The sequence below is a fragment of the Vibrio sp. PID23_8 genome (assembly GCF_003584965.1).
In the GTDB taxonomy this organism is placed as follows: domain Bacteria; phylum Pseudomonadota; class Gammaproteobacteria; order Enterobacterales; family Vibrionaceae; genus Vibrio.
Genome location: NZ_LIXE01000018.1, coordinates 1 through 12,574, shown reverse-complemented (window position 1 = coordinate 12,574; position 12,574 = coordinate 1). Strand labels below are relative to the sequence as shown.

Below are 12,574 nucleotides of genomic sequence, written 5' to 3'. Positions count from 1 at the left end.
TTCGATATTTGCATTGGGAAGCAAGGAAGCTCGCGTAAGCGCAGCGGCTGAGCAGAGGAGAGATCTTTTGAAAAGATTAGCAACTACTCTAGCCATAGTAACGAATGTGATTTTTATCACATTTTCATCGTGCGCTTGGTCAGAGCAGAATGATTACAACATGACAAAAGGCGTTACCGCAATAAGTGAGCAAGTGTTTGAATTACATATGCTTATCTTTTATATCTGTTGCGCTATTGCCTTAGTAGTTTTTGGCGTTATGTTCTATTCCATCATCCGCCACCGTAAATCAAAAGGAGCAGTTGCCGCGAATTTCCATGAAAGCACAAAAGTGGAAATTATCTGGACCGTTATTCCCGTCATTATCCTCATCGCAATGGCTATTCCTGCGACAAAAACGCTGGTGGCGATGGAAGATACCAGCCAATCGGATCTCACGGTAAAAATAACGGGATCACAATGGAAGTGGCATTACAGTTATTTTGGTGAGGATGTTGAGTTCTTCAGCTTACTCGCAACTAGCCAGAAAGAAATCGATGGAATTGAAGCAAAAGGAGCGCACTACCTACTTGAAGTAGACAACCCACTCGTGTTGCCCATTAACCGTAAAGTGCGCTTCTTAATGACATCTGATGATGTAATTCACTCTTGGTGGGTTCCCGATTTTGCAGTGAAGAAAGACACGATCCCCGGTTTTATTAACGAAGCATGGACCAAGATTGATAAGCCTGGTGTTTATCGCGGCCAGTGTGCAGAACTCTGTGGTCGTGCGCATGGCTTTATGCCGGTTGTTGTTCACGCGATGGTTGAAGAAGAATTTGACCAATGGTTGTCAGGAAAGAAAGAAGAGATGGCATTGCAAAAAGCCGCAGCTCAGGAGGCCCTATCTCAAGACTTATCGATGGGTGACCTGATGGCACAAGGAGAATCTATCTACACGGCACGTTGTGCAGTGTGTCATCAAGCGAATGGTGAGGGTATTCCTGGTGCATTTCCTGCAATAAAAGGCAGTGCCATTGCTCAAGGTGAAGTTGATACTCACATCGATGTGATCGTCAATGGCCGGGCAGGCACCGCAATGCAAGCTTTTGCGAACCAATTAAGCGACCAAGAAATCGCAGCGGTGATTACTTACCAACGTAATGCGTGGGGTAATGACACAGGTGATACCATTCAAGCATCGGACGTTAATACCTTTAAGGCGCAAGAAACTGCCAAGGAGGAGATATGAGCAAGTCATTTGAAAAAGCGGTAAAGTCAGCGCCTGTAGAAGCGCAAACCAGTGCGAATACCACTATTGCTATTGATGACAGCCACGACCATGATCATGCACCAAAGGGTATTGCTCGTTGGATCTATTCAACAAACCACAAAGATATCGGCACACTCTATCTTTGGTTTAGCTTTGCCATGTTTCTCACTGGTGGCGCGATGGCAATGGTCATTCGTGCAGAGCTATTTCAACCGGGCTTACAGTTAGTAGACCCTCAGTTCTTTAACCAGATGACTACAGTTCACGGTTTAGTGATGGTGTTTGGTGCGGTCATGCCTGCTTTTACTGGCCTTGCTAACTGGATGATCCCAATGATGATTGGTGCTCCTGATATGGCACTGCCACGCATGAATAATCTGAGTTTCTGGATTTTACCTTTTGCCTTCCTCATTTTGATTGGCTCATTGTTCTTACCTGGTGGAGGTCCTGATTTTGGCTGGACCTTCTATGCACCACTTTCAACAACTTACGGGCCAGATAGTACTGCGTTATTTGTTTTCTCTGTGCATATAATGGGTATTAGTTCGATAATGGGTGCCATCAACGTGATCGTGACCATCGTCAACATGCGAGCGCCCGGTATGACTTGGTTTAAGCTGCCAATGTTCGTTTGGACATGGTTGATTACGGCATTCTTACTCATCGCCGTAATGCCCGTGTTGGCTGGGGCAGTTACCATGGTATTGACCGATAAATACTTTGGAACCAGCTTCTTTGATGCCGCGGGTGGCGGTGACCCAGTGATGTTCCAGCATATTTTCTGGTTCTTTGGTCACCCAGAGGTATACATTATGATTTTACCATCGTTTGGTATTATCTCGGCCATCATTCCGGCTTTCAGCGGTAAGAAACTTTTTGGCTACCACTCTATGGTTTACGCCACTTGTAGTATCGCACTGCTCTCATTCCTTGTTTGGGCTCACCATATGTTCACGACGGGGATGCCGGTATTTGCAGAGCTCTTCTTTATGTATTGCACAATGTTGATTGCAGTGCCCACCGGAGTGAAGGTCTTCAATTGGGTGGCAACCATGTGGAGAGGCGCGTTGACATTTGAAACGCCAATGCTATTTGCTATTGCTTTTATCGTATTGTTTACCATTGGTGGTTTCTCAGGCTTGATGCTTGCGATAGTACCCGCAGATTTCCAGTATCACGATACCTATTTTGTGGTCGCGCATTTCCACTATGTACTGGTCTCCGGCGCAGTGTTCTCCATCATGGCTGCCGTTTACTACTGGCTGCCCAAATGGACAGGGCATATGTATGACCAAAAACTGAGTCTCTGGCATTTCTGGTGTTCAGTGATTTCGGTGAACGTGCTGTTTTTCCCAATGCACTTTTTAGGGTTGGCAGGTATGCCAAGACGTATTCCTGATTATGCGATTCAGTTTGCGGATGTGAATCAAATAGTCTCAATTGGCGGTTTTGCCTTTGGCTTGTCACAGCTGATCTTTTTGTGGTTGGTGATCAAATGTATTCGTGGTGGTGAAAAAGCATCAGCGAAACCGTGGGAACGTGCGGAAGGATTAGAATGGACGGTACAAAGCCCAGCGCCGTACCACACATTTACAACGCCCCCTAAAATCGATTAATGGACATTCGAGGTGATTGAGATGCAATCCAAATCATCCAACAAAAGACTGACAATCAAGCTGTTATTGGCAACGGCATTGATGTTTGGTTTTGGTTTTGCTCTGGTTCCTCTTTACGACATTATGTGCGATGCGCTCGGAATCAACGGTAAAACCAGTGATGTCGCCTCGATACAGCCGATAGGTATGCAACCAGACATCAGCCGTACCATTCGCGTTGAATTCATGGCACATGTGAGCCCTGATATGCCATGGGAGTTCAAACCGAAAGTGCTCTCTATGGATGTGCATCCGGGGGAAGTGGTTCAGACCGAATATCTTGCTTTTAATCAAAGTGACCAGAACTTGGTTGGACAAGCGGTGCCTTCTGTCTCCCCCGGTACTGGCGCAGCGTATTTCAATAAAATCGAATGTTTTTGCTTTAATCAACAACCCCTAGATGGTAAGCAGCAAGCAAGCATGCCTTTGATCTTCTATATCGAACCCGACGTGCCGAACTCGATTCACACGTTGACGCTGTCTTACACACTCTACAAGCTTTCTCCTCAATCGGGCGATTCGTCAGTTGTTAGCCTCTCAAGGAGCGAGATACAGGCCAATAAGCCTCTGCAAGGAGAGAATCAATGAGCAACAAGCCTGAAACGTACTATGTCCCGGCCCAAAGCAACTGGCCCATTGTTTGCGCATTTGCCCTTTTCTTAGTGGCCGTAGGCGCTGGATTGACTGTCCAAGGAACCCAAACTGAGAGTGCGATTGGAACCTTAGGTGTCATTATTCTAACGTTTGGTGTGATATTTCTACTTTACATTGTGGCGAGGTGGTTCAGCAACGTGATTACAGAATCGCTTACCGGGAAATATAATGCTCAAATAACGCGCTCTTTTCGTCAAGGAATGAGTTGGTTCATTTTTTCTGAAGTGATGTTTTTTGGGGCATTTTTTGGAGCGCTGTTTTACGCAAGAATGATTTCGGTGCCTTGGTTGGGTGGGGCTGACAACAATTTTATGACCCATGAGGTGCTGTGGCCTAATTTTGAAGCAATATGGCCTTTAACGATGACGCCTGCAGGTGATATTACTCAGGCAATGCCTTGGGACGGTATACCTCTAACCAATACGATTATCCTGCTATTGTCTTCAGTTACGTTACACATGGCACATGTGAGTTTGGAAAAAAACCATCGTACAGCACTCATTGTCTGGTTAGAAATCACCATCGTACTGGCTTGTTTCTTTTTGTATTACCAGGTTGTGGAATATGGGCATGCATATGAAGAAATGAATCTAACTCTACAATCAGGGATCTACGGCAACACCTTCTTTATGCTGACGGGTTTTCATGGTTTGCATGTGTGTCTCGGTACCATTTTCCTGATTGTATTGTTGTTTAGAATCGCCAAAGATCACTTCTCTCCAAAAGATCATTTTGCGTTTCAAGCAGGCAGTTGGTATTGGCACTTCGTGGATGTGGTCTGGCTATGTTTATTTGTGTTCGTCTATGTGCTGTAAAGCTAGTAAGGGCGAGGGTTCGGCGTAATCATCCCGGTGCTTAATGCGATAAGAAGAAGTATGACCACCAAGGCAGAAAACATGACACGACGACCTAGATAGTGGCTCATTGGTTTAACTTTTTTCTCAGCATTGTCTGGATCTTCTCGAACCATTTCGATTAGTGCTTTTGCGAGGTTGAAAATGATGAATAGCAGCAAAAGAACCAGCGTTAATTTGAACAGAAATACGGTGGACATAGCACCTCCAGGTTCGTCGTTATGGTTATCGAAGTGGGTGTGGTTAGCTGTTTGTTTAACTGTGGCTGTGTTTTCTCTTTTGGTCAAACTGGGTTTTTGGCAACTCGAGCGTGGGCATCAGAAACGACTTCTAGAGCAGTCAATTTTAGCCAGATCGGATGCCCCTTATCAGGACATATCGACGGTATTGGATACTAACGATTGGCGTGAAGAAAATGTGATGGGGATAAAGGTCAAAGCAGAGATCAAACCGGAATCTTTGCCACTTATTCTACTAGATAATCAGACGTTTGAAGGTAAAGTGGGTTATCTCGCATTTCAAGTTGTTTCTTTGAGTCAAGATCCAGCGATACTGACACTCTTAGAGTTGGGGTTTGTTCAAGGGGAAAGAACACGGTCATTGTTGCCGAATGTTAGTGCTCTCGCTAGACCACTCACTGTCACCGGACGTTTATATCGCAAGTCGACTAACCCCTTGAGTTCCGCCTTGATGGCGGAGATGAGAGATGTCATTCGTGTGCAGAACCTCAATATTAACCAGTTAAGTCAGTTATTGGATAGAGAGTTGATGCCAACGATTTTTCAGCCCGACAATTTAGATAACTGGCCGTATCCCTTTCCGTGGAATCCCGTACCACTAACGAGTTCTAAACACTTCGGTTACTCGTTTCAGTGGTTTTCTATGGCTAGTGTTTTCTTACTTATTTCGGTGATTATTTTTGTTCGATCGATAAGAAACAGAGCGTCACATGGAGGTGAAGCATGACATCAGCAGTAACTAAAGGGCGAATTGTTCTGATTTCGTTGGTTTGTTTATTCGCATTTCCGGCGGTCATGGCAAAATTAGTGCTTAGCCAAGGTTGGTATAAGACCGGAGTGACAAATAGAGGTCAGTTGATTGAGCCTTACACTACGTTAGGTCAACTTGGGCAAGCATCGCCTTTGGTGGAGAGAGGTTGGCAACTGGCTTATGTCTTGCCAGCGGAGTGCAGGGAACAGTGTCAGCAACAACTCCATTTAATGCAGCAAAGTCATATCGCGCTAGGTAAGTATCAAGAGCGTGTCGTGCCAGTCATTTGGACATCTCAACGATCGGGCTCTGTAGGGGGAACAATGGCCGTGATGCAAATGAATGACGCTTTATCAGCTAAAGTGCACCAGGGACAAGTGTTAATTGTTGATCCATTAGGGCAATTGGTCATGTCTTACACCTCTCAGCCTAATGAAGACCTAGTGGCACTCAGTAAAGATATGCTGGCAGATCTACGAAAATTATTGAAATTGTCTCGAGTTGGGTAGGGGGGAAGTTCATGACATTGATACGACTGGTTAAAATCAGTTTATGCCTTACGCTAGTGGTGATCATGTTAGGCGCATATACCCGTCTAGCTGATGCGGGTCTCGGTTGCCCAGATTGGCCGGGTTGTTATGGACAATTGTTGGTACCACAATCAGAAGCTGAAGTGTTGAAAGCGAACGCCTCGTTTCCTGAACGTGCGGTTGAGCAAGATAAAGCATGGTTAGAAATGATTCATCGCTATTTTGCTAGTACGCTAGGGCTTGTCATTCTTGTTATAGCAATAGCCTCAGCGAGAGCTAAACAAGTCGACGCCACTATTCCAATCTTGTTGTGCCTATTGGTGATAGGGCAGGCTGCGCTTGGTATGTGGACAGTGACCCTTAAGCTTATGCCAGCTATCGTTATGCTTCATTTAATCGGTGGTTTTACGCTTTTAGCACTACAAATGGTGTTTTTGTGTCAGTTAGCATCACAGAATAACGTCGATTTTCCACCCTCGTCAAAAATAGTTCGCGTGCTCTCAATCGTGACTTTTGGTGTCGTGTTCAGTCAGGTGTTATTAGGGGGATGGACATCATCTAATTATGCTGCGCTAATGTGTACAACATTACCCATCTGTGAAGGAAATTGGATAAGTTATCTGTCGTGGAAAGAGGCATTTTCTTTTTGGCAATCAGGATTTGATAGCTATGAGTTTGGGGTGTTGGATTATCCTGCGCGAATGACGATTCATATAACGCATCGTATTGGTGCGATCGTGACGACTGCTGTCGTATTGACATATTGCTATGTATTGCTGCAACAAGGATCTCAGTACCTACAGAAAATCGGCAAATGGCTGTGTTTTACACTGGTTTGTCAAATCCTACTTGGTGTGAGCAACGTGCTCTTTCAGTTACCCATTTTTATTGCTGTTGCGCATAATATCGGTGCAGCGGTGATGCTGAGTTTAGTTTGCATCAGCCAATTTTATCTGTGGCAGGGAAAGGCTTGTTGGAATGATAAAGCGAAAGGAGTTCGCTATGAGTAAAGAAATTGCGCTATCACTAGAAAGTCGTAAGAAGATGGGGTCAGCGTACTTGAAGCTAACTAAGCCGAAGGTTGTGGCGCTCATGTTAATTACAGCCATTGTTGGAATGAGTTTAGCTCCGGTCGCTTCTTTTCCTTGGCTACAAGCCATATTTGGTTTAATGGGTATTGGCTTAATGGCGGGTTCTGCTGCAGCATTTAATCATTTGATAGATAGACGTATTGATGCTCGTATGGCTAGGACGCATAACCGCCCACTACCATCAGGTGAACTCAACCCCACTTCCGTCAGTATTTTTGCGACTAGCTTAGGCCTTTTTGGTTTCTCTGTACTCTATGTGTTTGTCAATGCACCTACGGCGTGGATGACATTTCTTAGTTTGCTGGGGTATGCGGTGATCTACACCATGTATTTAAAACGAGCTACCCCACAAAATATCGTGATAGCTGGGATAGCTGGTGCCATGCCACCGCTTTTGGGGTGGACGGCTGTGACAGGAGAGCTTCATGCCAATGCTTGGTTGTTGGTGATGATTATTTTTATTTGGACGCCCCCTCATTTTTGGGCGTTGGCGATTCATCGGGTAGAGGATTACCGAAAAGTTGAGATCCCAATGTTGCCCGTTACGCACGGTGTCGAATACACCAAAACATCGATTCTGCTTTATACCGTGTTGCTTGCCTTAGTTTGTATATTGCCTGTTTTGGTTGGTATGGCTGGTTCGGTTTACTTATTCTCATCACTCTTACTTAATGCCGGATTCGTTTACCACGCTTGGAAGCTTAAGTTCTCCCCAGAATCTAACAGCGCGATAGATACGTTTAAGTTCTCTATCTACCACCTCCTTGCTCTATTTGTGACGTTGCTTGTAGATCACTATATCGGCTTGTTTATTCTTTTATAACCATCAGTTTTAAATCATTTTTGTCACCGCACCTTTAACTAACGTGCGGTTTGTGTTTGTGAGTAACGATGTATACCCAAGTGACATGCCCTCAAATGTCGAGTTGTCTTGGCCTACATATTTTGTTAACACCATTTTTTAGATTCACTCAGTCTTCAAATTGTTACCTTGCTTGATAACCGAATCATTCTCACAGAGCCAATCGCTTGGAGGCTCGTTGTGTATCACTTAATGTAGAATTTAATTGGATTGTATTATTAGAGAACCCAAGCGCAACAGTGATTTGAATGATGGGGGAGAAAAAGGCGGTAAGAACGCTGAAAGTTAGTAGGAAAGCATAATTTGAAGCAAACAAAAGGGATGGCGAGCCATCCCTTAGAGTTTAGAACGTAGTTCTAATTAATTATTGTACAGTTGTTTTAATTGTTTCTTGGTATTCAACTTCTTCGTATTGGAACTCAGGAACAACAACTTCGACACGACGGTTTTTCTCACGACCTTCTGGAGTGCTGTTGTCAGCGACTGGATCTTCTTCACCCATGCCTTTTACTGTAAAGCGATCTGCATCAATACCTGCAGCAATGAGATAGTCGGCAACTGCTTGAGCACGACGCTCAGAGAGTTTTAGGTTGTATGCTGCTGGACCTGAGCTATCTGTGTAACCTGTGATTTCAACTTTAGCTTGTGGGTATTCATTCAAGAAGTTTACGAAGTTGTTTAGGCGTTCAGATACTTCGTTAGTGAGCTTAGCGCTGTTGAATTCGAACGTTCCTGTGCCGTACTCTTCTTTGTGCGTTTTCGTTAGCACTACAGCTTCTTGAACCACTTCTTCTGTGACTACTGCGGCTGCCACAGGTGCTGCTGCGAACTTATAGTTAACACCAATACCGAAGAAGTTTGCGTCCATATTCTTCCAGGTATCATCTGTCATATCGTGATAGCGTTGGTATTCAGCTCTTACACTCCAATTACGATCGATGTCATACTCTGCACCCAACGAACCTGTTGGAACAAAGTCTTTTTCGTCACCAGACATCATGTAAGCGCCACCGATTTTTGCAAACAAGTTCCAAGTATCGTTGAGGTGCCAGTTGAATTTAGGCGCAAGCGTTAGTGCGGCAAGACGACCGTCGATGATATTAACAACGTTGCCAGATTTAAAATTAGCCTTATAGTGACCTAGCCAATCAACACCATATTCTAAACCGATAATATCGGTGAAATCGTAACCGATGTGTAGCCCAACACCAAAAGAGTCATCATCACAAGGGCTGTTTAGGTAGCAGGCATCACCTAGCGTAGTCATGCCTACCTTGCCCCCAACGTACATTTCAGCTGAAGCAGAGTTCATTAAAGCGCTACCACTGGCTACCACTGCTGCTACTGCAATTGCTACTTTCTTCATAATCTTTCCTTGTATTGATTGCATATTAACTTCTACTTTGTATTTAAAATTTTTGAAAACGAGTAGTTATAAGATATCAGTTTCATATAGCTATTACCTAACATTAAGCAACAATAGCTTAGAATTCAATACACTTTTCGTCTCACTATCTCCCACAAACTTCTGATATTTCTTACATTGTAGACAAGATTTTTAAAGTTTTTAGAAAATGCATGATTATTTTGAACTTTTTCCGTAAACGATGTTTTACACCGAAGTTTTATGTAAACGGCTGTTCCGGTTTGCATTTTTTTTGAAAAAGTGATTGAAACTGTGGTGGTAAGCCGATAACGTGTTTAAACCAACACAACTAGATGAACCTAGAGCCCTTTTATTACTTGTTTTGTGAACAATGTTGAAGTGAATAACGTTGGGTAAAAATACTGGGTTAGAGAACGCAACCAGGAAGTAGAAGTAATGTTTCAAACTGATGATGTAAGAATTAATAAAGTAAAAGAGTTATTGCCACCGGTAGCGGTGCTAGAGAAATTTCCGGCAACTGAAACCGCTTCTTCGACCACTTTTGAATGCCGAAACTCAATTCATAATATTTTGGAAGGTAAGGATGACCGGTTGCTTGTCATCGTCGGTCCGTGCTCGATCCATGATCCAGAAGCGGCAGTAGAATACGGGAAGAAACTAAAGGTATTACGTGACGAGCTTAGTGACCAGCTAGAAATCGTAATGCGAGTGTACTTTGAGAAACCGCGAACGACTGTCGGTTGGAAAGGGCTTATTAACGATCCGTATTTGAATGACACCTTTAAGCTAAATGACGGTCTTCGTATAGGACGCAAGCTGCTGCTTGACCTGACGGACATGGGGCTTCCTACTGCAAGTGAGTTCCTTGATATGATCACGCCTCAGTACGTTGCGGATTTGATTAGCTGGGGGGCCATCGGTGCTCGTACCACTGAATCTCAAGTGCACCGTGAGTTAGCATCAGGTTTATCTTGTCCTGTTGGCTTTAAGAACGGTACTGACGGTAACATCAAAATTGCAAGTGATGCGATTCGTTCAGCGAGTGCTTCCCACCATTTCTTATCAGTGACGAAATACGGTCATTCTGCCATCGTAGAAACGGCTGGAAACCCTGACTGTCACATTATTCTTCGTGGCGGAAAAGAGCCAAACTATAGTGCTTCTCATGTTGCACTGATCAAAGATGAGCTAGAAGCGGCTGGTTTACCAAAGAAAGTTATGATCGACTTTAGCCATGCGAATAGCTCGAAGCAATTCAAGCGTCAAATGCTGGTATCTGATGATGTGTCTGAGCAGCTATCTGCTGGGGAAGATGCGATTTTTGGTGTCATGATCGAATCTCACCTCGTTGAAGGAAGACAAGATCTTATCGATGGTAAAGCGGATACGTATGGTCAATCAATTACAGATGCATGTATCGGATGGGACGATACTGAAACGGTTTTACGTCAGCTATCTGATGCAGTGAAAGCGCGTCGCACAAGATAGCGCCTAAGTTTCCAATATTAAGAAAAAGCCAGCAGCACGCTGGCTTTTTAATGTTTGAACCACTTATAGTCGTCGAAATAGGAGTGAGTTATTACGGTTGAATATCTCATGTATTTTAGCAACCAATCCATTAAGGTGTTGTAGAGACTAGAAAATACTCAAGGAATGAGATGAATAGAAACGTATGGCTTTTATCGCTTTGCCAAGCTTTACTGATGACAGGAAATATCCTATTGATTTCCGTTATCGCTCTAATCGGTAAGCAAATTGCGCCTTCATCCAGTCTGATTACGCTGCCTGTGGCGTTACAGTTTCTTGGTTTGATGTCCGCAACAATTCCTGCTTCTTTGATTATGGGTAAGCTAGGGCGGAGGCTGGGCTTTAGTGTCGGCAATATTATTGGGGTTATTGGAGCATCGTTAGCGACCTATGCTCTTACTCTGCAAAACTTCTCGCTATTTTGTGCTTCCACCTTCCTGTTAGGTGTTGGGATTGGGTTTGGTACGCTCTATCGATTTGCTGCTATTGAAGTGTGTGATGAGTCAGTAAGGCACCGAGCTATTTCAATCTCAATGGCGGGTGGTGTAGTGGCTGCTGTTCTAGGACCGAATTTAGCCGTCTATTCCCAAAATTGGTCAACAGATGGCTTGTACACCAGCGCGTTCGCTGTTTTGATTGTGTTGTATATTACTGCGCTTATTTTGCTGCAAACCATTCGGTTTCCTGCAGCCCACACCCAAAATATTCATGTGAAATCCGATCCGCTCAAAATTATCGTGCGCCGCCCCAACTTCATGATCGCAGTATTAGCAGCAATGGTGGCTTATGCGGTGATGAACATTTTGATGACCGCGACGCCACTTGCCATGATTGGTTGTGGATTTGATTTCACCAGAGCAGCAGGTGTAATCGAATGGCATGTATTGGGAATGTTTGTTCCAGCTTTTTTCACTGGTCGATTGATTGAACAGTTTGGCGCGAAGAAGATGATTATAGCTGGCAGTATGTTATTCATTGTCTGTATCGCGATCAATAGGCACGGCGTGTCAATTTGGCACTTTAGTATTGCTTTGATTTTGCTAGGTGTAGGTTGGAATTTTATGTTTATTGCAGCGACGAGTTTGTTTAGCCAAAGCTACGAAGTGAAGAACAAAAGTAAAGCGCAAGCATTCAATGAGTTCTTGGTGTTTAGCTGTGTCACCGTCACCGCATTACTATCCGGTTGGCTGGAATCGACAGTTGGCTGGCAAAACCTTAACTTGTATGTTCTTCCTTTTGTTCTTTTGGTAATAGCGATATTTATCGTAAACGCGAACAGCAAGCAGCAATCTGAGTGGGCGTAACTTTTCTTATTAGCTCAATATGAACGCTTTTCAATTATTGATGATTTTATAATTTAATGGGTCGATATATGTTGCAAGTTTGGCTTTTTTTTATTAGCTGATTTGTAATCAAAACAGCAGACAGTTAAAAGAGCAAGTGCAAGACTTCTATCGACTGGCCAACCAGTTTGAAGAGAAGTAATTCGACATAGATATTTGGAAACGTTGCTGAAAATAGATAGCTAAAATAAAGCCCCGCCGAAGCGGGGCTTTTCAGTTTTCAAATTCGCAATAGAGAAAACTGATAGTACTAAGCGATTAAGCTAGCAGCTCTTTTGCTGTGTTCACTACGTTTTCTACCGTGAAACCAAACATTTCGAATAGTTGCTCTGCCGGTGCAGATTCACCGAACGTTGTCATACCGATGATGCGACCGTCGAAGCCAACGTACTTGTACCAGAAGTCAGCGATGCCCGCTTCGATAGCGAT

General features: G+C 43.9%; 13 protein-coding genes. 10 read left to right on the top strand and 3 right to left on the bottom strand.

Annotated features, from left to right (window positions below):
- The first annotated feature begins 67 nt into the window (after window positions 1–67).
- The 4 genes from coxB to AK966_RS18340 are packed head-to-tail and all read left to right on the top strand — an operon-like array spanning window position 68 to window position 4,376.
- Window positions 68–1,231: a cytochrome c oxidase subunit II gene (gene coxB / locus AK966_RS18355; protein ID WP_099078157.1), complete on the top strand. Its 1,164-nt coding sequence runs from the start codon at window positions 68–70 to the stop codon at window positions 1,229–1,231.
- On the top strand, window positions 1,228–2,868 hold the full coding sequence (ctaD, locus tag AK966_RS18350; RefSeq protein WP_099078156.1) for a cytochrome c oxidase subunit I: 1,641 nt from the start codon (window positions 1,228–1,230) through the stop codon (window positions 2,866–2,868). The genes coxB and ctaD overlap by 4 nt, the downstream gene beginning before the upstream one ends.
- A gap of 21 nt (window positions 2,869–2,889) precedes the next feature.
- On the top strand, window positions 2,890–3,495 hold the full coding sequence (locus AK966_RS18345; RefSeq protein WP_099078155.1) for a cytochrome c oxidase assembly protein: 606 nt from the start codon (window positions 2,890–2,892) through the stop codon (window positions 3,493–3,495).
- Window positions 3,492–4,376 carry a cytochrome c oxidase subunit 3 gene (locus tag AK966_RS18340; protein ID WP_099078154.1) on the top strand — a complete coding sequence of 295 codons (885 nt, stop codon included), beginning with the start codon at window positions 3,492–3,494 and terminating at the stop codon, window positions 4,374–4,376. Before AK966_RS18345 ends, AK966_RS18340 begins: the two co-directional genes overlap by 4 nt.
- 2 nt (window positions 4,377–4,378) lie before the next feature.
- Here the strand turns inward: AK966_RS18340 and AK966_RS18335 are convergent, their stop codons facing one another.
- A complete protein-coding gene (locus tag AK966_RS18335) occupies window positions 4,379–4,615 on the bottom strand; it encodes a DUF2909 family protein (RefSeq protein WP_172438048.1) in 237 nt (78 codons plus the stop codon).
- Between AK966_RS18335 and AK966_RS18330 the strand changes: the two genes are divergently transcribed.
- Genes AK966_RS18330 through cyoE form a run of 4 tightly spaced genes read left to right on the top strand, consistent with a single transcriptional unit; the run spans window position 4,614 to window position 7,849 of the window.
- The gene (locus AK966_RS18330) at window positions 4,614–5,381 is read left to right on the top strand and encodes an SURF1 family protein (RefSeq protein ID WP_099078346.1); all 768 of its coding nucleotides are present in this window, start codon (window positions 4,614–4,616) and stop codon (window positions 5,379–5,381) included. The two genes, AK966_RS18335 and AK966_RS18330, sit on opposite strands and share 2 nt — an antisense overlap.
- On the top strand, window positions 5,378–5,914 hold the full coding sequence (locus AK966_RS18325; RefSeq protein WP_099078153.1) for a cytochrome oxidase biogenesis cluster protein: 537 nt from the start codon (window positions 5,378–5,380) through the stop codon (window positions 5,912–5,914). The genes AK966_RS18330 and AK966_RS18325 overlap by 4 nt, the downstream gene beginning before the upstream one ends.
- Before the next feature lie 11 nt (window positions 5,915–5,925).
- Window positions 5,926–6,945: a heme A synthase gene (locus AK966_RS18320; protein WP_119464668.1), complete on the top strand. Its 1,020-nt coding sequence runs from the start codon at window positions 5,926–5,928 to the stop codon at window positions 6,943–6,945.
- A complete protein-coding gene (gene cyoE, locus AK966_RS18315; protein ID WP_099078151.1) occupies window positions 6,938–7,849 on the top strand; it encodes a heme o synthase in 912 nt (303 codons plus the stop codon). The genes AK966_RS18320 and cyoE overlap by 8 nt, the downstream gene beginning before the upstream one ends.
- Window positions 7,850–8,252: 403 nt before the next feature.
- Here cyoE and AK966_RS18310 read toward each other — a convergent pair whose 3' ends face one another.
- Entirely contained in the window at window positions 8,253–9,254 is a 1,002-nt protein-coding gene (locus AK966_RS18310) for an OmpA family protein (RefSeq protein ID WP_099078150.1), read from the bottom strand.
- A 456-nt stretch (window positions 9,255–9,710) separates the two neighbouring features.
- On the opposite strand from AK966_RS18310, the gene aroG reads away from it, so the two are divergent.
- Both aroG and AK966_RS18300 read left to right on the top strand, forming a co-directional pair.
- A complete protein-coding gene (gene aroG, locus AK966_RS18305; RefSeq protein ID WP_099078149.1) occupies window positions 9,711–10,763 on the top strand; it encodes a 3-deoxy-7-phosphoheptulonate synthase AroG in 1,053 nt (350 codons plus the stop codon).
- A 170-nt stretch (window positions 10,764–10,933) separates the two neighbouring features.
- Window positions 10,934–12,106, top strand: coding sequence for an MFS transporter (locus tag AK966_RS18300; protein ID WP_119464667.1), 1,173 nt, complete (start codon window positions 10,934–10,936; stop codon window positions 12,104–12,106).
- Between the two features lie 297 nt (window positions 12,107–12,403).
- Here AK966_RS18300 and AK966_RS20470 read toward each other — a convergent pair.
- A partial coding sequence (locus AK966_RS20470; protein WP_182852566.1) for a transketolase-like TK C-terminal-containing protein occupies window positions 12,404–12,574 on the bottom strand: 171 nt, incomplete at its 5' end.